Below are 25,236 nucleotides of genomic sequence, written 5' to 3' on the forward strand. Positions count from 1 at the left end.
CCTTAGATTCAGCAAAGCTACAGTTCTTGGCTAAGCCGACTCATGATAGAGCAAATCTGTGGATACTATGGTATCGGCGTGTAGGGGTATCCGAAGGGATATCCGCCTGTTGACGGCATTCCTTCACCTGTGCCGATAGCTGCAAGTGCTACCAGGATCGCCATAAAAGCAATCAAGGCGGTTACCAGCCAAAATCTGGAGTCATGAAGTAAATTGCTAAGGTGTAAATTGTCTTTGTCAAAATGGTTATGTGTGTTGTGTTTTAAAATATTCATAGTTTCAGCTCCTCTCTTTTGAGTTCAACTGGTTAAAGCTGAATTTTAATGAATTACAACATTAACTTTTCATCAATTTATACGATTAAAGATACAGTATGTTTTTATTTTTTTATCTTTTATCGGAATGCGGTTTTCTTGCCAGATTCTGATGTCTTCGCTGTGTGTCAGCAAAGATGCCGCTCATATCTATCAAAACAGGCAATATAAATCTTGTAAAACTTTGCATCAGGCCTAAAATTGTGTTTTAGAATGAGCAGTGAATCAAAAATAACAGAATATTTCGCGGCGGCGCAACAGCTTGACCCTGTACGTTTTCCAATCGGTATCGGCGATGATATGGCTCAAATCTGTACCGAGGATATCAAAAGCGTTCTGGTTACGACCGATATGCTCCTTGACGGCACGCATTTTGACCTTTCCGGAGGCGACAGGCTTGAGCTGGTTGGTTATAAATCGATGGCTGCCAGCCTTAGCGACTGCGCGGCGATGGCAAGCATACCGGTTGCCGCTGTAGTTTCGGTTGCTTTGCCAGCCGGTTTTGGCGAGGATAAACTTAAACGTCTGCACGCGGGCATACTCGATGCGGCGAGCAGATATAATTGTCCGCTTATCGGCGGAGATATCACCGGCTGGAAATCTTCAGATGACAGACTTGCTGTCTCGGTAACGATGTTTTCAAAATTGCCGCTCGGCGCAGAACCGATAAAACGCTCAACCGCACAGCCGGGAGACAGGATATATGTTACCGGCTCGCTCGGCGGGTCAATCCGCGGCAGGCATCTTGAATTTACGCCGCGAATCGAAGAGGCTCTTCGTCTGCGAGGATTAGCGAAAATAACGGCGATGATGGATATTTCTGACGGTTTGAGCACTGATTTAAATCACATCTGCCGTCTATCCGGTGTGGGGGCAGTAGTATATGCTGAAAAGATACCTGTTTCTTCTCTGCCGGATGTTGATTTAAGCAGTGCACTTAATGACGGCGAGGATTTTGAGCTTCTCTTTACCGTCGCCGCAAAGGATTCGGGAGGGCTGGAATCAGGCTGGAAGATGCCTGCGAAGATTACCTGTATCGGCGAAGTAACTGATAAGAAAGATGTTATGATTGAATTCCCAGACGGGCGAATTGAGCCGCTCAGAGCCGGCGGATATGACCATTTAAACAAAGAGTAACTTTCAGGTATAAACAGCACTTACAAATAAGAAGTTTAGATGATATGAAAGAAATAATTACAAAATCACCCCAGGAAACTATTAAACTTGGCGAGCGTATCGGGCAGCAGCTGCGTGGCGGCGAAGTCATCTCACTCGTGGGGAATCTCGGCACAGGTAAAACCCATATCATTAAGGGTATTGCTGGCGGTGTGTCTGAATGCAGTGAAGCGGTTGAGGGATTCGTAAACAGCCCTACATTTGTTCTTGTCAACGAATATCTTGATGGCAGGCTCGAAATATATCATATTGACGCTTACAGGCTTAGTTCTGCTACGGAATTCGAATTGTTGGGCTTTGATGATCTCTGCCATGATAATTCTGTTGTTCTTATAGAGTGGGCGGATAAGGTGAGTAAATCATTGCAAGGCATTGATATGACAGAACTTGAGCTTGAACATGTCTCCGGAAGTGAGCGGCTTGTCAGGTTCAAAAAGATGCCTGCATATATTCATTTATGAGAAAATAATAAATAACTTCTTGCATTTGGCTACGAATTTCGTATAATTCTGCTTGATGTCTTTAATCCTTGTAAAAAGTTTAATAGTTTAAGGTTATAAGTGCGAAGAGAAATAATACATGAGGGTTCAGGCCAGCTAACCTACGAAATCAGAGGCATAGTCAAATTTGCCCGTGAACTCGAGCAGATGGGCGTTGAGATAACCTGGGAAAATATCGGAGATCCAATCCAAAAGGGTGAAAAGATGCCCGAGTGGATCAAAAAAATAATTCTTGAGCTTGCAAGTCAAGACAAGACTTATGGTTATGTTGATACTCAGGGTATCCCAGAAACACGGGAATTCCTTGCTCATAATATCAATATCAGGGGCGGCTGTCAGGTAAACCGCGACGATATAGTGTTTTTCAACGGTCTTGGTGATGCCGTGAACAAGGTTTTCGGCTTTCTCAAACGTGAAGCCCGTGTAATCGGCCCTGCGCCGGCATATTCAACTCATTCATCCGCTGAGGCGGCTCACTCCGGTTATGAACACCTGACCTATCAGCTTGATCCCTATAATAATTGGATGCCTGACCTGGATGATATAGAAAATAAGGTTCGCTACAACGATTCTATCGCGGGTCTTATGCTGATAAACCCTGATAACCCTACCGGAGCCGTTTATCCGCGTGAGATTCTCGAAGCGATGGTAGATATCGCCCGCCGGCATGGATTATTCATGATCTGTGATGAGATTTATTCTCATATCGTTTATAACGGTACAGAAACAATGCATATGAGCGAGGTGATAGACGATGTCCCCGGTCTGGCTATGCGAGGAATATCCAAAGAGTATCCCTGGCCCGGCGGCAGGTGCGGCTGGATTGAGGTCTTTAATCAGGACAAATATCCTGATTTTAAGGGGTACATATCAAGCATTATAAACGCAAAAATGCTGGAAGTTTGTTCCACTTCGCTGCCTCAATATTCAATCCCGCCGGTTATAGGCAGCGATAATTATCCTGCGCATCTCAAGAATCGCAGTGCCGTTTTTGAATCGCGTGCCAAAGAAGCTGTTGAAATGCTCTCGGGAATAGACGGTATCGTGGTAAATGAGCCCAAGGGCGCGTTTTATATGTCGATTATGTTTGAGCCTGAAGTGCTTAACGGGGTTCAGAAACTGGAAATAACCGACACTAAGGTCAGGAGGTTTATTGAAACCCGTGTACGAAATGTCACCAATGACAAGCGTTTTGTTTATTATCTGCTTGCCGCGACAGGGATTTGTGTTGTTCCGCTTACCGGATTCTGCTGTGACCGGGAAGGTTTCCGGATAACACTTCTGGAATGCGATGACGAAAAACGCAGATGGACATGGAAAACGATAGCTGAGGCTATAAAAGAATATATATCGTCAACCGAATAACTCTTTGTCTGCAAAAATTATATAAAACAGTTTATTGCCGGGAAATTCACAAATTCTCTCAAAGTGAATTTCATCTGCGGCTTAATAGTATGCCGATAATTCCTGTGCCGAATATAGCCATCGTGGATGGTTCGGGAACTGCCGCGTAGGTGTCAGCGTATTGTTTTTCTGCTGCAGTCCGTATGCAGCATTCAATTACATCAACTGCATTGAATTCACCCCCGCTGTCATTTTCGCCGGCTTCATTTTCTGCGGATAATGGGTGTTGATCAATGTTTGAAACATTCTGCGGAACAAAAAAATCACTGCAAATTGCTCCAGAAAAACTGCCTGCGGGCAGAGCAAGTATATAAATTACTGCCAATAAAAATATAACGTACAATCTCATTTTCCTTATCCTCATAAAATCTCAGAGGCAACTTGTTAATAGCGAACTTGGGTTAAATCTTGAATATTAAGGTGTTTGCGCTAATAAACAGGCTTCATAATCGAGGGGTACTACTCAATCTCTATTCGAATGTAGAAAAACTTCTAATTTCTGACTATCTCTTAGTTAAATCTTACAACCTGAAACCTGGAAAGTCAAGGAAATTATATTTTCCCGTCCTGAATTACAACGGTTCTATCTGCTGCATCGGCGACTTTCTTGTCGTGCGTAACCATAATAATCGTCTGACCCTCTTTGTTGAGCTGTTTTAAAAGCGTAAGAATTTCACTGCCTCTCTGCCAGTCGAGGTTGCCTGTGGGTTCGTCCGCCAGCAGCAGCCGCGGCTCATTTATAAGAGCCCTTGCCAGTGCGGTACGCTGGCGTTCGCCGCCGGATAGCTGGTGAGGTTTGTGATTGAGCCTGTCTGCGAGACCAACCTTTTCGAGCAGGGAAACGGCTCTTTTTTTGATATCAGAACTTATTGCGGCCCATTTAATGACAGAGCTTGAAGCCATTGCAGGCAGCAGGGTATTCTCAAGCACGTTAAATTCATCGAGAAGGTGGTAGAACTGGAACACAAAACCGACCTGTTTGTTTCTGTATGCGTTGAGCCTGGCAGCAGATATGCGTGCTAAATTTGTGCCCTCGTAGATAATTTCTCCGCTGTCGGGTTTATCAAGCGCGCCGAGAATATGCAGAAGGGTGCTCTTACCCGAGCCGGAGCTGCCCATAACGGCTACAAATTCGCCGCGGGCGGTTTCGAGATTCACACCCTTTAGCACCTGCAGCCGGGTTTGCCCCATTTTATATGACTTTATGATATTTTCACATTTTATGATAGAATTCATACGGTTCCAACCCTTAGAACGTTAACGGGATCTTGTTTTACAGCTTGATGAGCCGGCCCAAGGCAGCCGAGTATAGAGGCTGTCAGGGCTCCGAATATTATCCATAGCAGGACATTTGTGTTTAGCTGGTTAGGTATCAGTCCTATGGCGTATATCGAACGGTCCCAGAGCTGCCAGCCGTAATTTGTGTGCAGCCAGTTTTCAAGCTCGTTGATGTATCTCAAAAACGCCCAGCCGCCAAGCCAGCCCAAAGAGGCGCCTATGATGCCGATCGCGGCAGAGAAAGATGTAAACATACCCATAAGCGATAATCTGCTTACGCCGAAACTTCTTAAGATGCCGATATCCTTATGTTTCGAGTTAACAATGATATAGAAGACTATGAATACGACGAATACATTAAGCAGTCCAAGCAGTGTGAAAAGGGCGGTAAGCATGGTGCGTTCCTTCTCCATAGGTGCGATATTTTCAACCAGATGTACTTTCCAGCTTTTAACCTGTACCTGCTCAAAGAGTGAGGCGAACTGTGATCCGGAATTCTCCGAAATAAACCGCTTAAAAATCTCTCTTACCCCGCTTACTCCCTGTTCAAGAGGAATACCCTGCTCAAATTTAATGAAAATACGGTTTACTCTGGCAGCAGCTGTGTCCATGCCGCAGATTTTTCCCGCCTGCTCGAAAGGCACATATATCGTAAAGTCATCCACCAGAGGCACGCCGGTGTCCGAATCGTTGGCGACATAAAAAGACTGGGAGTTTATGAGCCCTGTGGCCTCGTTGGCAAGTGTCCCTTTCCAGGTTAATGGAAAGCCGCTTATTTCTAACTTTACGGGATAATCGAGGCTGTGATTGTATGTTCCACTGCCGGATTTGGCATTCATCATTGATATTCCGCGGATACAGCCCGGACCCTGGCCGTGCGGGTGATCAAATATACCGCCGCTGTAAGATTTCCTGTAGAGCGAATCGCAAAAACCGGTTACCATGCAGTAGCTGTCAGGTTTGATACCAATCAGGTCAACAGCCTGTGTCCAGTCGCCATCGTCCATGCTCAGCAATGCGCTGGAGTGAATTACCGGTGAGGCGGCGAGAATCTGGGCATCGCCTTCAAGCTCGTCTATCAGTTCATCGTAGTAGGGAAATCCGGTTAGAGAGCTGCTTGTTATCACGCAGTCCCCGACAAGGGCATGATTCTTGTCCGCGAAATCCCGGATCAGACCGTCCATGATCGTCATCACCACCAGCTGTATGAAGACCGAAACGGCTATTGTAATGACAGCCAGCCAGACTATCGGGCGTCTGAGCATGTATTTGCCGATGAGTTTTCCGGTAAGTATCATCACTCGTACCTCAACACCTTAACCGGATTGACCATTGCCGCCAGAATCGCCGGAAGAAGTGAGCCGATAACCGCCGAGCCTACCGCGGCCGCGGCGAGTATAAAGGCGAGTTTCCACTCAACCTGATCGGGTATTCTCTCGAACATATACACGCTGCTTTTCCATATTTTCAGGCCGAATGCCTGCTGTATGCCCCGCTCAATATGGTTTACATTCTTGACAAACAGCCACCCAAGGAAAAGCCCCAGAGCCGAACCGAGCAGGCCTACTGTTATGCCGAATGATATGAATATGCCGGCTACGCCGCTTCTTGATAGTCCAAAGCTGCGTATTACTGCGATATCTTTACGTCTGTTGATTACCATCATGTAGAATATGCAGGTTATGAGCAGTATTACTCCGCCGCTTATGATCCCGAATACGACCATAAGCACATCCATCTGCTTGCGGTATTCCTCTATCAGGCGTGACTGCATATCGACAGATGAGGATATAGGCGTGTAATTGATCCACATATCGGGCCAGTTCATTCGCTCAGATGCGAACAGGCTGAAACTTTCACGAATTTGTTCAATGTCGCGGCTGGATACTCTGGAGGCTGAGTTCATTTTTATATGGATGATCTCCGCGGGCCTCTGCTGTTTGAATTTCGGATAAAGTTTCTCTGCCAGGAGACTTATAGGCAAAAAAGCGTATTCCGAATCGAATCTGTGTACGCCGCAGAATACGGCATCTGAAACCGTGAATGGGATGTTGACCCGTTTTAGATTTTCAAAACCTGATTTACGCGGCTCGCCGGTCATTCTGTAAGGCTCCTGTACCGCGGTCATCAGCACGAGTTTTCTGCCGTAAAGGTTTTCGAGGTCTTCTGTCCTGTATTCATCGGTTACCGGATCTGGGGATATTGCCAGCCCAATCCCGACAAAACCGCTTTCGTTTCCGCCGGAGTCAGGGTTAAAGGAGGGATTTGGACTGTCCTTCTGGCGTACAAGGAATTCATTGAAACCCAGAGCCTCTGTTCTGCTTTCAAGGTCAATCCCCCAGACAATAGTCCTGCGGACATTTCCCTTGCCGAGCAGCATAAGCCCCTCAGTTGAAATAACCGGAGTTGCCCGTTTTACAATGTCAAGCTCTTCAAGGTGTCTGCAAAGGTCGTCACTCTCGAGCATCAGCACGCTCGGGTCGGGTGATGTTATCAGCACGTCTCCAAGATGCGTTGTCATCGAGTTCTCAACCGCATAAATAAAGCCCTTGAACAGAGAGGAAACACCGACAAGAAGGGCGGTCGAGATCGCCACGGCAAGTATGCTCAAAAAAACAATCTTCCTTCGGGTCAGATATCTGATACATAAAAGAAGTTTGAGCATTTATTATCCTCTTTAGTTCCGGTATTTGCAGCGGGCTGTCATTGGTCAGCCGGGCTTTGCGGTTTATTGGCTGTTAATCCTGTTTTGCCGATTTCAGCAGCGGGAAGAGTATGACATCTCTGATGCTCGTTGCGTTTGTGAGCAGCATCACAAGCCTGTCGATACCGACACCAAGCCCGCCTGCGGGCGGCATCCCGTATTTCAGGGCGTTTATGAAGTCTTCGTCCATCGTTGCCATAGTGTCCTGCTGGCCATGAAGCTGGATACGGAAGTTCTCTTCCTGCACCGCAGGGTCATTGAGCTCGGTATAGGCATTGGCCAGCTCCATTTTGGCGGCGAAAAGCTCAAAGCGTTCGGCAATTTCCGGATTGTCAGCTTTTCTGCGAGTCAGCGGGCAGAGTTTGGCGGGATAGTCAATGACAAACGTTGGATTTATCAGATGCTGTTCTACTGTTTCTTCGAAGACCTCGTTTATGACAACAAGGTCGTCCATCTGATCTTCTTTGATATGCAGCTGCCGGGCCTTCTCGCGGAGGCCTTTAATGTCGGTAATATCGCAGCCGCTGTATTCTTTGAGCAGATCAGCGTATTTGGCTCTGCGCCACGGGCGGGTGTAGTCCACCTCGAGATCTCCGAATTTGAGCTTGTAATTGCCGCCGCAGTGTTCTTCGATAAGGCTGCATACAATTTCTTCGGTGATATCCATCATGTCGCTGTAGTCTGCATAAGCCTGATAGAGTTCCATCATTGTGAACTCTGGGTTGTGTTTTGTGTCGATTCCCTCGTTGCGGTAGCTTCTGTTGATCTCAAAGATTTTCTCCATGCCGCCTACCAGAAGCCGTTTAAGGAACAGCTCCGGAGCGATCCGCATGAAGAGATCCATGTCAAGTGTATTGTGGTGGGTGATAAACGGCTTTGCCGCGGCACCTCCGGCGATTGACTGCATCATAGGGGTTTCTACTTCGAGAAAACCTTTGTCGCTGAGCAGATTTCTAATGGAAGTTATCATTTGTGACCGCAGACGGAAACGCTCCATAACCTCCGGGTTTGCCCACAGGTCAACGTATCTCTGCCGGTATCTCATGTCAACATCGGCCAGGCCGTGAAACTTCTCCGGCGGCTGATTGATGGATTTGGAGAGAAACGTCAGTGTTTCAACCCAGATGGTAAGCTCACCGGTTCTTGTGCGGCTAAGTTCGCCTTCTCCGGCAATAATATCGCCCAGCTCTAAGAGTTTCGCAAGAGACCACTGTTCTTCCATTCTGCGTTTATTGAGGCCAAGCTGTATTGCCCCTGATGAATCCCGCAGGGTCAGAAAAATCAGCTTGCCGCAGTCGCGAAGAAGGACTATCCTGCCGGCGGCCTTGGCCCGCTGGCCTTCTGTCTCTTCCTCGTATCTTGCGCGTATCTGACTCGAAGGCTCAACATTTTCAACGCGTACGCCGTAGGGGTCGATTCCGAGCTCTCTTATCTTATCAAGTCTCTTTTGCCTTTGTTCTTCGAGTCTCTCGACTTCTGTCTGCATGAGTATAAACTCCGGTAAATTTTGGTTTATGCGTTCATTGGCCTGCGAATGAGAGGAGTATTGTTATCTCTCGCTCATCTGCCATTTAGGGCGGCCAATCATTTTTGATTATGTTTGTCAGCCTCCGAGAAGGTATTTCAAAAAGCTCTTTTTCTTTTCGGGCTTTTGAACTTGTTTCGCCAGCACATCAAAGCCGGCTTCTTTTTCGGTAAGCAATGTTTTGGCTACGACTATGCCCGCAGCAAGCTGAGGATCGCTTTTTATTGTTTCCTCTTCGCTGCGGCGTTTTATTTCTGAATGGTCCTTGCCTGCCTGCACAAGGACATTGTTGTCTTTTTGAGTTTCAAAATAGTCCTCGAACTCAAAACCTTTGAGCTCTATCTGGACATCAGGGATTATTCCCCAGTCTTTTGTGTTCTGCTTTTCTGCTTCAAATCGGTTCTTTACTTTGGTATTTGACGGCAGATAGTAATATGCCATAGTGTACTTGAGCTGGGCGCCTCCGCCGGGATAATCCATTATAGTCTGCACGCTGCCTTTGCCGTAGCTTTGCTCTCCGACAATAACAGCTCTGCGGTAAACAGGGTCTTGCAGTGCCCCTGAAACGATCTCTGAAGCTGAGGCCGAACCGCCGTCAATCAGAACAACAAGCGGGCAGGTTATGTTTGCTTTCTTATCAGCCGTAAGTTTGTCGGGGAAACCGACTCTGGGCCTCGTGCTGACAATTGTTCCCTCGTCAACAAAGTAATCCACGATATCTCCCGCCGTTTGCAGGTAGCCGCCGGGGTTTCCTCTGAGGTCGAGTATTATGGCTTCCATGCCGTTTTGATCAATCAGCTCGATGGCTTCCTTCATGCCCTCGGCAGTGTTGCTTGTAAAACCGGTAAGGCGGATATAGCCGATGCCTGTTTCCGGCTCGATCATATAATTCCAGTTTCCGTTGTCCTCGCGCTGCCAGCCGCGTACGGTAGGAACATCGATAGTTTTGCGGGTGATGGTTACATCACGTTTTTTTCGTGTTTTGCCGTCTTCAATTGTCAGTGTTACCTCTGTTCCGCTGGGACCGGTAATGTATTTAACGGCGCAGTTTATGGTCATATTTTCAGTGGTTTCGCCGTTGATCTTTACAATATAATCGCCCGCGTCAAGTCCTGTGGCATAGGCAGGGGTATCAGGTATCAGGCTGTTGATTTTGATCTTGCCGGTATCCATTGAGATTTCAACGCCTATGCCCGAGAATTTTTGAGTCATGTTCTTTTGGAATTCCTGCACTTCCCACGGCCATACAAGGGTGGTGTAGGGGTCGAGTGTGTTCAGGGCTGCCTCTGTGAATCTGGCAATAACGACCTGCTGGGGGATTTGAGCCGTTTGCATGTTCGACTCAAGCACTTTCCCGAAGGTTTCTATCATTGAGTTGCAGTCATAGCTGAACTGAAGGCTGTTGACCTCGTTGGATATTTCATCAAGGCGGACGCTCCACCTGGCAATCTGGGCTTTGTCGATGCTGATAGTTATATCCTCATCTTCAAAATTAAGTACCTCCGCCAGCATTTTGCACCGCTCAATCCCTTTGACAGCCATCTCTCGGAAATCCATCGTGGTAATATAGACCTGCTCAAGGGCCTTTACCGCTCTGACAAACATTGCAGGCTCGATTCCGCTGTACCTTTCTTCACGAGTTTCACAGGGAGTGTCTTTGAGAAGGGTGGATATCAGGGCCTTATTGCTGAGCTCTTCTCCGTACTCCTCGTATTGTTCTTCGTCCGGAAACAATTCGGGCAGCCAGTAATAATATACGGCGTAGGCGTCGATCCACTCACCGTTCTGTTCATGAATCTCGCTGTATTGGCGTGAGAGCTCTAAGACCTCTTTTACTATCGGGTCTTCAAGCAGTTCTTCTTTTGTGTCTTCTGCGGCGTATTTGTAGGCCATAATTATATTAGCCTGAAGATTTGCAAAGGTAAGCTCTTTGTCTTCTTCGTCTTCATCCGCCGGGTCATCTTCGCCGTCTTCGTCGTCATCTCCTGATTCATCATCGTTGTCAGAAGATTTATTCTTTTCAAATCCCTTGTACTCAGGTATTCCTTCTTTTCTTGCGCGTTCGAGTTTTTCCATGCATTCCATATATTTTTCTACGCGCTTATCATCTCTGCTCTGCTGCATACGGTTGTAGTCATTGAGCAGTTTTTTGAGATTAGAAAGATATTTTGCCTGGCTGTTCTGGCTGACGATTTCTAATTTCTCACCGGCTGAAACAAAGTTGCCGGAATATATGTCTGCGAAAATCTGTTCAGCCTGGCTGTAATTCTCTGCCGTTTGGTATTTTGGAGAATCGTTTTTTGGCGAATCGGCCGCCGTGTTACTGCTGATAACCGTAATGGCGATCAGCATCGCGGCTGCGGCACTTACGCAAACCGTATTTATCAGCCTTTTGGATTTGCTCATTATTTTCCTTTGGGAGATAGTATTTAAGCCCCCCGATCTGCACCGGGGGGCTTTATTTTTTTACAATTAAAAGCGTTTTTTAGAGGCATTCAGATGCTTTGCCGGTACAGCCGAGCACCTTAAGTTTGTGAAGCACCATTTCGTAGATAGCTTCGCGGCCGGGGCCGAGGTATTTACGCGGGTCGAACTCTTCGGGCTTAGTGCTGAAGACTTCACGTATTTTTGCCGTCAGCGCCATACGAAGGTCTGTGTCGATGTTTACCTTGCACACAGCCATCTTGGAAGCATTTGTAATGGCATCTTCCGGTACACCCATAGCATCAGGCATTGCTCCGCCGTACTTGTTGATGAGGTCTTTAAACTCTTTAAGAACTGAGCTTGACCCATGCATCACCAGCGGGAATCCGGGCAGTTTTTCTGAAATCTGCTCAACAACTTCAAATGCAAGTTTGGGGGCGGTTTTGAATTTATAAGCGCCGTGGCTTGTTCCAATGGCAACTGCCAGTGAATCTACGCCGGTCTTCTCAACGAATTCAACGGCCTGGTCGGGGTTTGTGAGGTGATTCATCACATCTTCTTCGCTGATGCCGACGACGTCTTCCTCGATACCGCCGAGCTGGCCCAGTTCAGCTTCGACTACAACGCCGTGTGCGTGTGCGTAGTCAACGACCTCTTTGGTGATGCGGATGTTTTCCTCGAAGGGGTGGTGTGAGCCGTCGATCATGACAGAAGTGAAACCGTCATCAACGCACTGCTTGCATGTCTCGAATGTGTCGCCGTGGTCGAGGTGCATGGCAATCGGGATTTCCGGATTTTCTGCAACAGCTACGTCGATTATGGCTTTGAGGTAAGACATGCTTGCGTAAGAGCGGGCACCTCTTGAAATCTGGAGGATAAGCGGCGATTTGGTCTCGGCTACTGCCTTGACGATGCCCTGTGTAATCTCCATGTTGTTTACATTGAATGCGCCGACGGCATAGCCGTTTTTGTAAGCCATCTCGAACATTTTTTTAGTATCAACTAATGGCATTTGTTTCTCCTAAATGCTTGTTAAAAAAATTATATCATAAATGCCCGTTTTACACTTTTCAGGCATTTTTCACGCTGTTATTCATACATAGCGGGGTTGGATACGCCGACATAACGCCTTGAGCCTATAACGACATCTTCAACACCTTCAGGCCATATACTAAGAACTATTGAGCTTGTGTCAAGAGAAGCGTCTGTAGCAAAGATAAGTCCGTAATAAATTCTGTGGTACTTGCGTATCAATGCAACCTGGCTGGTTGTATTTCTTCCAAAGTCAAAGTTGTATTCCTGAGCAAAGCTGACTGTATATCTCTCATTTATCCGATATGTTATAGCGAATTCCGCGTTGTTGGAGCCTTTTTCGTAATACTCTCCCAACGCATTTGTAAATATTGTATCATTAAGGTACCTGTTACCGAGATAAATGTTCATGTCCGGCCAGATATAGCGGCTGATTCCAACATTGAGCTGTTCGAGTTTGCCGCTTTCCAGGCCGTAATTGAAATCACTTAAAAAGGCCAGTGTGTCTGTAACATGCCAGTTGTACTTGCCATTTAAAGAGTTGTTTCTGTGTCCGTAATATGGGCCGTATCTCCTGTCAAAGAGAGTTGAACTGCCGGAGGCAAATGCGTATCTTGCAGGGCCGCCGTTTTCATCATCGTCAGAGAACCATGTCAGGTTTAAATCCAGATTCATCCAGTTGACCAGAGTCGGTGATTCCGGATTTCCCCGTTTGGTCTGCCATATCTGCTCGATGCCGATATTGTACATATCCCGCATTTCGATTGCATCATCACTTTCCTGATAGCCCGTAAGCTCGGCGTGAGGGCGGATGATATGTCTAATTCCGTTAATGTCCCATCTTTGCGATTTTACGCCGGGGTCGGTTTTTGAGAACATGGTTGAAGCCCTCAGGCCGTATTCGCCGAGGAGCATGTTGTTTTCAGGGTCAACGGCGTTTCCGCTGATATCGGTATTGTACTGCATACCGTCATCATACACATAACTGCCTGCGATATATGGCACTATCTTAAATTTATCTATCAGCAGAGGCATGTCGATTTCCTGGCGTGTGTGGGCGTGAGTGAAGAACGGCTCATCAGCCGCGCCTGAGCTGTTGTCCATAAGGCTTCGCAGGTGTCCGCCGTAAGATTCACTGTACCAGGTAAGACGGCCGTTCCAGAGGTCCTGGCCGACGAGGTTGTGGCGGAAGCTGGGAAGCTCCTCGGTCTCATTCGTAAAGTCGTTCAGCCGCCACTTGCCAAGTATCGAAAATGCCTGATTATCCCAGCTCCTTTTCAGGTGTATCAGTGTTTCCTGGTCCTTGTCCTCGTAAAATTCGTTCCTCTCGTAGCTCTCAAGGAAGTTCCTGTCAGAGAGGTAGCTCAGCTCGGTTGAAAGCTGCCAGTCATAATCTAAATATTTACGGTAGCGGTAGGTAAAGCGGCCGCGGTAATCACTTTCAGGGGCTAAATTTCTTCGGCTGTCAATCCGCCCGAGACGGTCCTGGCCCCAGTCCTTGATTATATATGATTTAAGCTCACCGAAACTGTCGCTGTCCTCAAATTCAATGTCTGTACCGGCACCAAAACCCCGCTTGCTGTAGTAGTCGAGAAGAAGATCGCTTGATACGCCGGGTTTTTGTGCAAATCCCAGCAGCCTCGAGAGATACCAGCTTGATTCAAGGCCGGTGCCGAAGTGACTGTTATTAGCGACGCTGAGCTTCCTAACCGGGAGCTCGGGCCGTTCAAGGCCGGATGTCAGGCTGGGCCACTTGAAGATAGACCAGTTTCCGTGTTTTACTGTAACGTCCTTCAGCTCGGCTACATAACGAGATTCAAGCCGGCGGCTTTTCTCGTCAATCGTCTCATAGTCAGAAACCACTACGCTCGAAGCGTTGGCTGAGAGCTGGGGCAGGTAAAACTCGTCGCTCGTTAGGGTTACGTTTTTTGCACTGAAGATCCCATCTGTTACCTGGGCTATTTCCTCGGCACGCATGTAAATCGGTATGCCAAGCCCCGGATCATATCGCCTCATCTCGGAGTTGATGGCTAAAGCCTCTTTCGAATTGAAGTTATAATAAAGCTCATCCGCCCGTATTACATAGTCACCCTGCGCCATTGTAACGTTGCCGCCAACGTATATCGCGTTGACATTAGCCGCGGCGAACATGTCTTCCATTTCGCCTTCCTGTTGGTCGGAGCCACTTTGTCCTTCGTAGAAAACGACGGCGTAATCAGCCTGAAACTCGATCATGTTTCCGCGGTCATCGAGTTTTTTCCAGAGATAGAACCTGCCGATAATTGTAGCTGCGTTATCGCCGGAAGGGGTTGTTGTCTTTTCAATCTCGAGCTGTTCGTCCCAGAAACTGGAAATGTTTATAGGGTAGTCAAATTCCTCAGCGACCGGGGTTCCTATGACGCTTGATTTGCTTTTTGGAGTTCTTTTGTCAGTAAGGTCAGGCACAAACCAGGAAAATATCCCGCTGCGGCCGCCGCCGGTTTCCACTGCTTCATCTACGCCGACATTTTCCGGTACTCTGGCGCTTTCACTGATCCAGCGTGTGAGGTCTTCGGGTTTGATGTATTGCGATGCACGGCTGTAAATGTCAGTAGAACGCGGGTCGGAACTTGTTTTCTCCTCTGTGTTTATGAACACATTGCCTGACACCCTGAATCCGCTCATCATTGCCTGGCCGGTCGCGATTGTCTGCTCGGTGAAAGACGTTGCACCTGCGTTGGGGCCTTTGTTTATCTTTACATTGCCTTCGAGGTAAATTCTAACCTCATATTCTATCTCACTGCGGCCGGCCCAGACCTGTTGTACAGTGTCGATCCACACCAAGCCGGAATCGCTGTAAAACTCGTTTGCACCTATGCTTAGATTTAGACCTTCTTCAAAAAGCAGTATGTGCTTACCTTCCCCGGGAGAAACCTGAGAAAGTTTATTTCCGCTAAGGTGCAGATTCTGGCCGGAGATTATCCCGCCGCCGCCGAATATCCACGATACTGCCGACAATATGACCAGCAGCAGCGCTATGTAAAATCGTTCAGTTCGCATACAGACCCTTAAGTCAATGATACTCTATATTAAACAAAAAAGTATTCTACAGCTTTATCCCGTGGAATCCAGCAAAAAAATGACCAGGCAGAGCATTATCATCCCAGTTGAGTGTTTGTTTTATTGTGATTTTGGATTATTGCGGCGGTTTGCCCTTATCTCGTAACCCCAAAACAGTTCAATTAAGCTGGAATTTGAATTTTTATAATCAATTCAGCAAAACATATTTTAAAATATTTGATAAAGTACGTAAAATATTGTAAATTATGAATTACCGTTATAATCTTTATAGAGTGTTTGTTATAAACGGAGATAAAAATGATCAGGTTTGGTAATCTGGCTGTCTTGGCGGCCTTGCTTGCGGTTTATGGCGCAGAAGCGAGAACACTTCGTCTGGCGCATGGTCTAAATACCGAGCACCCCGTGCACAAAGGCATGGTGTATATGGCCCGGCGAGTCGAAGAAATATCTGACGGTAAGCTCAAAATTAAGATATATCCGTCTGAACAACTCGGCAATGAAAAAGAATGCATCGAGGCACTTCAGCTTGGTTATCTGGCAATGACAAAGACTTCTTCGGCGACAATGGAGCTTTTTGTAGAAGATTACTGTGTGCTCGGGGTGCCGTATCTGTTCAGAGATTCAGAGCATTTCTGGAAGGTTGCCATGGGCCCGATAGGAAAAGAGATACTGGATTCAGGTATTTCAAAGCGGCTAAAGGGTTTATGTTATTATGACGCCGGCGCACGCAGTTTTTATGCACGCAAGCCTATACTGTCTCCGGCAGATTTATGCCGCGATGGCAAAGTTCTGAAGGTTCGTGTTCAGAACAGTCCAATGGCGACTGAGATGGTAAATGTGATGGGAGGTGCCGCGACTCCAATACCATGGGGGGAGCTGTATTCAGCGCTCGACCAGGGAGTGGTTGACGCCGCGGAAAACAATCCGCCCTCACTGTATGTTTCCCGCCATTATGAGATATGCAAGTATTACTGTCTCGACGAACATGCCCGGGTTCCTGATATACTGGTTATCAGCAGCAGGGTATGGAACAGTCTAAGCGGTGAAGAACAGAAATGGCTTGAGCAGGCAGCTGACGAGTCCGTGGCTCATCAGAAGAAACTCTGGGCTGAATTTGAAGAGTTCTCTCTAAAGGAAGTCGCCAAAAACGGCGTTGAGATTATCGAGGTCGAGAAACAGCCGTTTATTGACAGTGTAAAACCGATCTGGGAAAAATACAAGGATGGCAGAGTTGGAGAGTTGATTAGGCGAATTGTGGAGGTTGAATGATGCTTCATTTTATTAAACAGATCAAGCTGGCACTCGACAGGATTCTCGAGGGAATTGTAATAATAGCTATGTCACTGCTTGTTTTTGACGTGCTCTGGCAGGTATTTGCCCGTAAAGTCCTTGAAAACCCGAGTAAATGGACAGAAGAAGCAGCAACATTTCTGCTTGTATGGGTTGCCCTTCTTGGAGCCGCGGTTGCTCTGGGCCGCGGGGCACATCTCGGCATAGATTACTTTACCGGCAAACTGGCCCTGGCTAAACGAATCAAAATAGAGACAGCCGCCTTTACGCTGATTTTTTTGTTCTCCGCTTATGTTATGGTTTACGGCGGCTGGGATTTTGTCAGCACAACCCTTGAGCTGGGCCAGGTGTCAGCTTCTCTGGGTATAAAGATGGGTTACATATATCTGGCAGTTCCAGTAAGTGGTGTTTTTATGTGTATATACAGTTTTATGGGAATAGCCGAGAGGCTCAGCGGCAGGGCAGATATACCAGTATCTGATCAGGATAATGACGGGGAGGTTTCAAAATGAGTTTAGCTGTTGTAGTTCTTGTACTGGCATTTGTTACACTTCTTATTATGAATGTTCCTGTAGCGTTTTGTATGGGTATAGCTACAGTGCTGGCGTTTCTCTTTATGCAGGCTCCGGCCGCTGTGGCTACCGCGCACAATATCGCATCCGGAATTGACAGTTTCACCTTGCTGGCGATACCCTTTTTTATTCTTTCAGGGCTTCTTATGGGCCATGGCGGAATTGCCCGGCGGCTGATTGATTTTGCTAATGTTCTTGTAGGCCGTTTTAAAGGCGGTCTGGCGATGGTTAATATACTGACATGTATGTTCTTTGGTGCTATAAGCGGTTCAGCCGCCGCGGCGGTATCAAGTGTGGGCGGTTTCATGATACCGATGATGAATAAGCACGGCTATGACCGTGATTTCAACACATCTGTAACGGTAACCGCCGCTACGACGGGGCTTTTAATACCGCCGAGCAATGTCATGATTGTTTATTCTCTTGCTACCGGCGGGGCAGTGTCTATTGCGGGCATGTTCATAGCCGGTATCCTGCCGGGGGTGCTGGTTGGTATTGGTCTGATGGTTGTCAGTCTTTATTTTTCCATTAAAAACAACTACGGAGAGGGCGAAAGAGCTTCGGCGGGCGAGGCTGTAATGAAGTTTTTCCAGGCGATACCGGCTCTTCTGCTGATCATCATTGTAATGGGCGGAATACTCGCCGGCTGGTTTACGGCTACCGAAGCCTCGGCAGTTGCGGTCGCGTGGTCATTTCTGCTGGCGGTTGTTTTTTACCGTGAGGTTAAAATCACCGAGCTTCCCTCGCTGATGCTTAAATGCGGGGTGATGACATCGGTAGTGTTCCTGCTGATTGGTACAAGCATGGCGATGTCCTGGGTTTTGGCCGCAGAGAACGTGCCGCAGAACATCAGCGCTGCGCTGGTAAGCCTTACGGACAATAAGTATATACTGCTGCTGCTGATAAATATGATTCTGCTGGCAGTCGGTACCTTTATGGATATGACTCCGGCTGTTCTGATTTTTACGCCGATATTTCTGCCGATTGTGCGGAATCTGGGGATACATCCGCTCCATTTTGGGATTATCCTGATAATGAACCTCTGTATCGGGCTGTGCACACCGCCGGTTGGAACATGTCTGTTTCTCGGCTGCGGCATAGGTGAAACAACAGTGGCTAATGTGATGAGAAAAATCATACCCTTTTTTATTGCTATGGTAATTACGCTGCTTCTATGCACTTACATCAGCTGGATCACTCTGTTTCTGCCGGGAATTTCGGGCTTTATTTAATCTATGGTTAAAAAGTCTCTTACCTGCAGCAGAGATTGTTTTTAACTCCATTTAAGGTTATTCCGCTCGTTGAATAATGCCATTTCTTCAGGGCCGTCAGAACCTTTTTCGTATGGATAGATTTTAATCCTTTCGATCGGGTCAACGACTTTCCAGGCGTTTTGCAGCTCATCGAAACGTGTAAACGTTGTCTGGTCGCCGTTTATGACATCATTTAGCAGGTTTTCGTAGCCTTCGGGGGTGTTTTCTCCAAACAGGCATGTATAACAGAAATCCAGCTTGACCTGTGTGGCTCTCTTTTCGCCCGGGGTTTTGGTGTTTACATACAGCGAAATTCCTTCATCGGGGAATATCCTGATTTCGAGAATATTGCCTTCTGTGCTGTAATCATCGTCAAATAAACACTTTACCTTCTTGAATTTCACTGTGATTTTCGATTCTTTTTTGCTCAGAAATTTTCCCGTACGCAAAAACACCGGTACACCAGCCCAGCGGCTGTTAAGGATTTCCAGATTAAGGGCGGCAAATGTGTCGGTTTTCGAGTCTTGAGGAATGTCTTTTTCCTGTTTGTAGCCGCGGTACTGGCCAAGCAGGGCATCACGTACCACCATGTCCTTTATGACCTGGGCCTTTCTGTCCCGCAAGCCTTTGCCTGTAATTGAATCCGGTATTTCCATTGTCAGCAGCGCCAGAAGCTGAATCATGTGATTTTGCACCATGTCCCGCACCGCACCGTAAGTATCGTAGTAGGCTCCTCTTTCAGAAATACCAATGTTCTCATCAAGTTTTATCTGTATGCTTTCGATGTGGGCATTGTTCCAAATCGGCTCAAAAATCCTGTTTGTAAACCGCAGTACGGATATCGTCCCAACGATTTCTTTGCCCAGATAGTGGTCTATCCTGTAGGTCTGTTCTTCTGTGAATGTCTCGCTGATTACATCGTTTAGTTTTTTTGAAGATTTTTCGTCCCTGCCGAAAGGTTTCTCAAAGACCACCTTTGTTTTGCAGTTTTTCTGCTGGGCGATTTCGGTTTTAATCAGATTGCCGGAGATGACATCGAAATGGTTTGAGCCGGTTGCAAGGTAAAAAATTCTATCATAGACAGCCGTTTTGTCCAGCTTGTCGATGGCGTTCTTAAGTTGTGCAAACTCCTGTTCATGGGTAAAATTCGCTGAAAAGTAAGTTGTGTTTTCTTTGAGCCGTTTTATAAGTCCCGGGTCAGGCTCCGGATCCAGTTTCTCTATAAACTCTAAAGCGGTGTCAACCATCTTTTCGCCGCTGTAAGGGCGTCTGGATATGCCGAATACGTGGAATTTTTCAAGTTTGCCGTGTTTGAGCAGGTTGTATATAGCAGGAATAAGTTTGCGTTTTGAGAGGTCGCCGGTTGCGCCGAATATGATAAAGATAAAACCTTTTGTGTTCATTTTAGAAATCCTATTCTATTTTATGCTTAATAAATGATTTAGAGATTATTGTAACAGTATTCATTGCTCTGTTCAAGCATTTAGGCTGATATTTTGGCTATAAAAAGAAGCCGAAACAAAGCGATGCAATTTGAAAAGTTGTTTATCATTTTGTTAAATCGAGTATAATCGCTTTTTTAGTTTTAGATCTGATAGGTAAAAATGTCATTATATTTTCAAAGCATATTAAGCAGCAGTTCAGGTAACTGTCTTGCATTGTGGTCAGAGACAACGCGGCTTCTAATAGACTGTGGATTCAGTTCCATGAAAAAGACCCGTGAGGCCATAACAGGAGTTTATGGTGACCCTTATAATGCTCACGCGGTACTCGTAACTCACATGCACGGCGACCATATTTCCTATTATCCTCTTAGGGCTCTTGAGAATTGCGGCATTCCGGTTCATGTTCACAGCGACTGCATTGAGCAGTTAAAAACAAGGCATTTCAGGGAATACGGATTTGCTAATCTTGTGATATCCCCTTTTGAGTTTAAGAGTTTTGAGGTGGGAGATTTCCAAGTAACTCCGTTTGAGGTAGCTCACAATCCCGCTTTCCGTACCTGCGGTTTTATAATCCGCCATGGCGATAAAAAAATAGTTGTAGCTACGGATTTCAATGAATGGCAGAGTATTTTCGGGCACTTTATCGATGCGGATTTTATCTTTGTCGAATCCAATCATGATTTAGAGCTCTTGCGTAAATACTATAACCCCAACAGCATATACCATCTGCCTAACCCCTCTGCCGCGGAATTTCTGTTAAATCTGAGCATACATAACAAGAAGCAGCCCGATAAAATCATGTTCGGCCACCTCAGCTCCCAGCGTAACCGCTGCGACATTGCTTTGCGGGAGACCTGTATGACTTTTGATTCAGCCGGCAGGAAGATGGATTTCGAATTGGTGGCGGCACCGCTGAGGTTCCCAGGCGATGTTATCAGCATTTAAACCCGCTCATTAAATATAGAGCTGCACACCCTGCGTGCAGGGCAATCGCATCTAAAATATCATTTTTTAGGCTTTTCGGTTAGTTTTTTTCTTTCAAGGCGTGTTATCCGTATGATTTCGTCAGCATATTGTTGCACTAAGTCCATGAATTGGTTGTAACTATCTATGTCAGCCTGCAGTGCTTCAAGCTCATCCTTTGGGACATATCGCACAACATTGGCTCCATTTTTCCACGTTTGGTGGTTGAAATGCTGCCGGTTTTTCATCTGACATATTTTCCCTCGTTCCATTCGCTCTATTTTTGCGATTTTTTCTAATAATTTTATAGCTTTTTTGTCTTTTTCATTATAGTATAATATATAGTATTCTATATCTTTGCAACGTTAAAACGAGGAAAATTATGAAAAAAGAACAAAACCAACGCAGATTAATGGACTATTTTTCGACAATTGAAGACCCCAGAGTCGAGCGTACTCGCAAGCATGAGCTTAGTGATATTTTATCCATTGCAATTTGTGCAATAATTTGTGGCGCTGATGGATGGACACAGGTTGAAGAGTTCGCTCAGTGCAAAGAAGAGTGGTTTAAAAGTTTTCTTTCTTTGCCTAATGGCATTCCATCTCACGACACATTTGGACGAGTATTTTCTTCTCTCAAACCCGACTCATTTGAACAATGCTTCCTTGAATGGGTCAATGCCTTAGCCCAAAAGAGTGAAGGCAGGCTCATAGCCATTGACGGCAAGACTATGCGTAGAAGCGTTGATTATGCATCTGAAAAAGCGGCTGTTCACATGGTAAATGCCTGGTGCGACACCAACAAAATGGTCATTGGGCAGATTGCAACAGAAACCAAGAGCAATGAGATAACGGCTATACCTAAGCTCTTGGAGTTAATTGATTTAGATGGTGCAGTTGTAACAACTGATGCTATGGGCTGCCAAAAGGAAATTGCTAATGCTGTAATTGAAAATGATGGGGACTATATCTTGCAGCTAAAGGCAAATCAGACCGGCCTGCATAAAAATGCAGTTACCCTTTTTGATGAATGTATAGACGATAATGTCTATAATATTCAATATACTGTTGCAAGTGAAACTGATGGAGGCCACGGCAGGGTTGAAGAACGCACATTGCGGGCTGTTTCAAATGTAGGATTCCTTAACTCTGAAAAGAAAAACTGGGTCGGGCTCAAGAGCCTGATATGTGTGGAGGCAAAGAGGAGCATAGGAGATGAAACAAGCGTAGAGAAACGGTATTACATATCAAGCCTGACTTGCAAAAATCCGCCAAATTTACTCAAATATATCAGGGGCCACTGGGGGGTAGAGAACTCCTTGCACTGGTGTTTAGATATCAGCTTTGCCGACGATGAAAGGAGAATAAGAAAAGGTTATGGAGCAGAAAATTTTGCAAGGCTCTCACGAATAGCACTGAATCTGCTAAAACAGCAAACCAAGCACAAGGTCGGCATAAAGACCAGAAGGCTGTGCTGCGGCTGGAACGAGCAATACCTATATCGCGTGCTGACACAACAAAATAAAGGACTTTAGATGCGATTGCCCTGACCCTGCGTGCATAAAGTGTTCTTTTTGCTTTATTTTTTTGTTGACCGTATTATAATACCTCCCGATCTAAAAGTTGCGGGCCTTGTTCCCGAACGTAAATATTATTTGATAAACAGGATATAAAATTGGCTCTTCCATCTGTTGCAATCGTAGGCAGACCTAATGTAGGCAAAAGTTCACTGCTCAACGCACTGGCAGGTTCGATGATCAGCATTGTTGAACCAACCGCAGGTGTTACGCGGGACAGGATCAGTGTGCCTGTGCGTCACGGCGAGAGGTATCTGGAGCTTATCGATACCGGCGGATACGGCATTGTAGATAGTGACAAGCTCGAAGATCAGATTGAAATCCAGATTAACCAGGCCATTAACCATGCGGATTTGATCCTTTTTATCGTTGATATAAACGACGGGATAACCCCTCTTGATAAGACCATTGCCGGTTTGCTGAGAAAATCAGACTCGAATGTGATTCTCGTGGCGAACAAGGCAGACTCGGCACGGCTTTTCCCCAGGGCGGGCGAATTTACAAAGCTCGGCTTCGGTGACGCTTTGTGCATATCAGCTCTTAACCACCTTAATAAAAAAGATTTGATGGATCTGGTTTTCGATCGTCTTGAGGGACATGATTTTCAGAAACCAGAGGAGCCGGTTATGAAGATAGCACTTGTGGGCAAACGAAATGCCGGCAAGAGCAGCTTCATAAACGCGATTGTAGGCCAGCAAAGAGTTATTGTAAGTGAAGTAGCAGGAACCACACGAGATGCGGTTGATGTCCGCTTTGAGCGTGACGGTCAGTCGTTTGTGGCAATAGATACCGCCGGCCTTCGCAAGAAAAAAGTTTTAAGTAAAGACAACATAGACTTTTACAGCTATACCCGTGCCCTGAAGTCCATCAGGAGGGCCGATGTTGTTCTCTTTATGATAGATGCGATGCTGCCGGTGAGCCAGGTAGATAAAAAACTCGCTTATAGTATCAGTGAAGAGCATAAGCCGTGCATTCTGGTCGTGAACAAATGGGATCTGGCGGCGGATAAGGCTGAGGCAGAAGATTTTTCGGAGTATCTCAGCGAGGAACTCCCCGGTCTTCGGCATTGTCCGATCGCCTTTACAACTGCTAAGGACGGCAGAAACATACAGAGCACTCTTGACCTGGCGAGAGAACTGCATAAGCAGAGCACCATAAAGATACCTACACCGATGCTTAATAAGGCAATGGATGAAATCAAACAGATGCGTGTCGGCGGCAATAAAAAGAAAAAAGGCTTCCCTAAGATTTATTATGCAACACAGATCGCTACGCAGCCGATAACCGTTTTGGTCTTTGTGAATAATCCTGAGTATTTCGATGGGAATTATCAACGATTTATGCTAAACCGGCTCGGCGAGATGCTGCCATGCAGCGAAGTGCCTATTAAACTGATGTTTAAATCGCATCGCGCGCAAACCTCAAGGTGAACCGCAGTTTGAACATGACTGCCGCAAAGTGAGGGGAGTTTGTAATGCGAATTGCCTTTTTGGTTGATTTTCATGTGCGTTTTGTTGTGATTGTGTTCGCTTGCTTTTGTTTTGGGTTCAGTGCTTAGTCATTTTTTAGCCAAATCGCAGTAAAACAAAATAAACAGGCTTGAAAGAAACCGCAACATCATTAAAATCACTATATGCATTGTCTGTGCAGATTTGTAAGTTACTATCTCCATAATAAGGTAATCTATTAAAATGGAAACAAACGAAAAATTTCGTCAAATGATTTTGGCCAGAGCCAAAGACCTCCAAAAGCATATCGTGCTGCCCGAAGGTGATGACCCGCGAACAATTGCCGCCGCCGCTGAAGTTTCAAAAGCAGGCATGGCAGATTTAACTATCCTGGGATATTCCAAGTCGATTCGGGAGCAGCTCGAGTCAAAGGGCGCTGATATGTCCCGCATCAATATAGTTTGCCCGTCAGATTCGCCCGGTCTTAAAGATTATGCCGAGGCGTTCTATGAGCTGCGGAAGCACAAGGGTCTGACTCTTGAAAAGGCTTTTGATATGATCAAGGAGGTAAGTTACTTTGCTACCATGATGGTCAAGATGGATCATGCGGACGGGTTGGTTTCGGGTGCTGTACATTCTTCGGCTGACACGATTCGGCCTGCTTTGCAGATTATTAAGGCCGCCAAGGGTGTCAAAACTGTTTCGAGCATGTTTTTCATGTGCAGGGGAGAGGAGACTCTGCTGTTCGCCGACAGCGGGCTGAACCAGGAGCCGGATGCTGATCAGATAGCAGATATTACCCTCTCAACCGCTTACACCGCAAAGCAGTTTGGTATTATCCCCAAAATCGCAGTCGTCGGCTACTCTACTAAGGGTTCTGGCGTTGGTCCTCTGGCAGATAAGGTTCGTGCCGCGGCTAAGGCAGCCATAGCCAAGATGGAATCTGATTTTGACGGAGAATACTATATTGACGGCGAGCTTCAGTTTGATGCCGCCTATGTTCCCGAGGTTGCTGCCAAAAAGGCTCCCGAGAGCCCGCTGAAAGGCCGGGCCAACACATTTATATTTCCGGATTTAAATACTGGAAACACCTGTTATAAAATGGCAGAGCGCCTTGCCGGCATGAGTGCCTACGGGCCGATACTTCAGGGAATCGCAAAGCCGGTCAATGACCTTTCCCGCGGATGCAGCAGCGATGATATCGTAGCAACTATCGCAATTACGGCGATACAAAGTGTATAAGATAGCAATTTCAGTTTAAATAGAGATGGA

21 protein-coding genes are annotated in these 25,236 nt (G+C 46.4%); 10 read left to right on the plus strand and 11 right to left on the minus strand.

What is annotated here, in order from left to right:
• Positions 1 to 65: 65 nt before the first annotated feature.
• A complete protein-coding gene (locus SMSP2_RS03050) occupies positions 66 to 275 on the minus strand; it encodes a hypothetical protein (RefSeq protein ID WP_146682551.1) in 210 nt (69 codons plus the stop codon).
• 252 nt (positions 276 to 527) lie between these two features.
• Between SMSP2_RS03050 and SMSP2_RS03055 the strand changes: the two genes are divergently transcribed.
• From SMSP2_RS03055 to SMSP2_RS03065, 3 genes are all read left to right on the plus strand, one after another.
• Positions 528 to 1,451: a thiamine-phosphate kinase gene (locus SMSP2_RS03055; RefSeq protein ID WP_146682552.1), complete on the plus strand. Its 924-nt coding sequence runs from the start codon at positions 528 to 530 to the stop codon at positions 1,449 to 1,451.
• 44 nt (positions 1,452 to 1,495) lie between these two features.
• Entirely contained in the window at positions 1,496 to 1,951 is a 456-nt protein-coding gene (gene tsaE / locus SMSP2_RS03060; RefSeq protein WP_146682553.1) for a tRNA (adenosine(37)-N6)-threonylcarbamoyltransferase complex ATPase subunit type 1 TsaE, read from the plus strand.
• A 99-nt stretch (positions 1,952 to 2,050) separates the two neighbouring features.
• Positions 2,051 to 3,355 (plus strand): pyridoxal phosphate-dependent aminotransferase, encoded by a 1,305-nt coding sequence (locus SMSP2_RS03065; RefSeq protein WP_146682554.1) that lies wholly within the window; start codon positions 2,051 to 2,053, stop codon positions 3,353 to 3,355.
• Between the two features lie 70 nt (positions 3,356 to 3,425).
• Here SMSP2_RS03065 and SMSP2_RS03070 read toward each other — a convergent pair whose 3' ends face one another.
• From SMSP2_RS03070 to SMSP2_RS03105, 8 genes are all read right to left on the minus strand, one after another.
• Positions 3,426 to 3,743, minus strand: a complete 318-nt coding sequence (locus tag SMSP2_RS03070; protein WP_186804825.1) for a PEP-CTERM sorting domain-containing protein — start codon at positions 3,741 to 3,743, stop codon at positions 3,426 to 3,428.
• Between the two features lie 203 nt (positions 3,744 to 3,946).
• Entirely contained in the window at positions 3,947 to 4,630 is a 684-nt protein-coding gene (locus tag SMSP2_RS03075; protein ID WP_146682556.1) for an ABC transporter ATP-binding protein, read from the minus strand.
• Complete coding sequence (locus SMSP2_RS03080) at positions 4,627 to 5,970, minus strand: ABC transporter permease (RefSeq protein WP_146682557.1); 1,344 nt, start codon at positions 5,968 to 5,970, stop codon at positions 4,627 to 4,629. Before SMSP2_RS03080 ends, SMSP2_RS03075 begins: the two co-directional genes overlap by 4 nt.
• Positions 5,970 to 7,337 carry an FtsX-like permease family protein gene (locus SMSP2_RS03085; RefSeq protein ID WP_146682558.1) on the minus strand — a complete coding sequence of 456 codons (1,368 nt, stop codon included), beginning with the start codon at positions 7,335 to 7,337 and terminating at the stop codon, positions 5,970 to 5,972. The genes SMSP2_RS03080 and SMSP2_RS03085 overlap by 1 nt, the downstream gene beginning before the upstream one ends.
• A gap of 73 nt (positions 7,338 to 7,410) precedes the next feature.
• Positions 7,411 to 8,862, minus strand: coding sequence for a lysine--tRNA ligase (gene lysS / locus SMSP2_RS03090; protein ID WP_146682559.1), 1,452 nt, complete (start codon positions 8,860 to 8,862; stop codon positions 7,411 to 7,413).
• A gap of 117 nt (positions 8,863 to 8,979) precedes the next feature.
• Positions 8,980 to 11,307: a S41 family peptidase gene (locus SMSP2_RS03095; protein WP_146682560.1), complete on the minus strand. Its 2,328-nt coding sequence runs from the start codon at positions 11,305 to 11,307 to the stop codon at positions 8,980 to 8,982.
• A gap of 79 nt (positions 11,308 to 11,386) precedes the next feature.
• Complete coding sequence (gene fba, locus SMSP2_RS03100; protein ID WP_146682561.1) at positions 11,387 to 12,337, minus strand: class II fructose-1,6-bisphosphate aldolase; 951 nt, start codon at positions 12,335 to 12,337, stop codon at positions 11,387 to 11,389.
• A gap of 77 nt (positions 12,338 to 12,414) precedes the next feature.
• Positions 12,415 to 15,396, minus strand: a complete 2,982-nt coding sequence (locus SMSP2_RS03105) for an LPS-assembly protein LptD (RefSeq protein WP_146682562.1) — start codon at positions 15,394 to 15,396, stop codon at positions 12,415 to 12,417.
• Positions 15,397 to 15,714: 318 nt separating this feature from the next.
• Here SMSP2_RS03105 and SMSP2_RS03110 point away from each other — a divergent pair, with 318 nt between their 5' ends.
• Genes SMSP2_RS03110 through SMSP2_RS03120 form a run of 3 tightly spaced genes read left to right on the plus strand, consistent with a single transcriptional unit; the run spans position 15,715 to position 18,511 of the window.
• A complete protein-coding gene (locus SMSP2_RS03110; protein ID WP_146682563.1) occupies positions 15,715 to 16,686 on the plus strand; it encodes a TRAP transporter substrate-binding protein in 972 nt (323 codons plus the stop codon).
• The gene (locus tag SMSP2_RS03115) at positions 16,683 to 17,219 is read left to right on the plus strand and encodes a TRAP transporter small permease (RefSeq protein WP_146682564.1); all 537 of its coding nucleotides are present in this window, start codon (positions 16,683 to 16,685) and stop codon (positions 17,217 to 17,219) included. Before SMSP2_RS03110 ends, SMSP2_RS03115 begins: the two co-directional genes overlap by 4 nt.
• The gene (locus SMSP2_RS03120) at positions 17,216 to 18,511 is read left to right on the plus strand and encodes a TRAP transporter large permease (RefSeq protein ID WP_146682565.1); all 1,296 of its coding nucleotides are present in this window, start codon (positions 17,216 to 17,218) and stop codon (positions 18,509 to 18,511) included. The genes SMSP2_RS03115 and SMSP2_RS03120 overlap by 4 nt, the downstream gene beginning before the upstream one ends.
• Positions 18,512 to 18,552: 41 nt before the next feature.
• Here the strand turns inward: SMSP2_RS03120 and zwf are convergent, their stop codons facing one another.
• Positions 18,553 to 19,935: a glucose-6-phosphate dehydrogenase gene (zwf, locus tag SMSP2_RS03125; RefSeq protein ID WP_146682566.1), complete on the minus strand. Its 1,383-nt coding sequence runs from the start codon at positions 19,933 to 19,935 to the stop codon at positions 18,553 to 18,555.
• A 201-nt stretch (positions 19,936 to 20,136) separates the two neighbouring features.
• On the opposite strand from zwf, the gene SMSP2_RS03130 reads away from it, so the two are divergent.
• The gene (locus tag SMSP2_RS03130; protein WP_146682567.1) at positions 20,137 to 20,922 is read left to right on the plus strand and encodes an MBL fold metallo-hydrolase; all 786 of its coding nucleotides are present in this window, start codon (positions 20,137 to 20,139) and stop codon (positions 20,920 to 20,922) included.
• Between the two features lie 59 nt (positions 20,923 to 20,981).
• Here the strand turns inward: SMSP2_RS03130 and SMSP2_RS03135 are convergent, their stop codons facing one another.
• Complete coding sequence (locus SMSP2_RS03135; protein WP_146682568.1) at positions 20,982 to 21,212, minus strand: hypothetical protein; 231 nt, start codon at positions 21,210 to 21,212, stop codon at positions 20,982 to 20,984.
• A gap of 110 nt (positions 21,213 to 21,322) precedes the next feature.
• Between SMSP2_RS03135 and SMSP2_RS03140 the strand changes: the two genes are divergently transcribed.
• The 3 genes from SMSP2_RS03140 (at position 21,323) to pta (ending at position 25,206) form a co-directional block, all read left to right on the plus strand.
• The gene (locus tag SMSP2_RS03140; protein WP_146682569.1) at positions 21,323 to 22,474 is read left to right on the plus strand and encodes an ISAs1 family transposase; all 1,152 of its coding nucleotides are present in this window, start codon (positions 21,323 to 21,325) and stop codon (positions 22,472 to 22,474) included.
• 140 nt (positions 22,475 to 22,614) lie between these two features.
• The gene (gene der, locus SMSP2_RS03145) at positions 22,615 to 23,946 is read left to right on the plus strand and encodes a ribosome biogenesis GTPase Der (protein WP_146682570.1); all 1,332 of its coding nucleotides are present in this window, start codon (positions 22,615 to 22,617) and stop codon (positions 23,944 to 23,946) included.
• A gap of 261 nt (positions 23,947 to 24,207) precedes the next feature.
• Entirely contained in the window at positions 24,208 to 25,206 is a 999-nt protein-coding gene (pta, locus tag SMSP2_RS03150; RefSeq protein ID WP_146682571.1) for a phosphate acetyltransferase, read from the plus strand.
• Positions 25,207 to 25,236: the final 30 nt, after the last annotated feature.

The sequence above is a fragment of the Limihaloglobus sulfuriphilus genome, assembly GCF_001999965.1.
GTDB classification, from domain to species: Bacteria; Planctomycetota; Phycisphaerae; order Sedimentisphaerales; family Sedimentisphaeraceae; genus Limihaloglobus; species Limihaloglobus sulfuriphilus.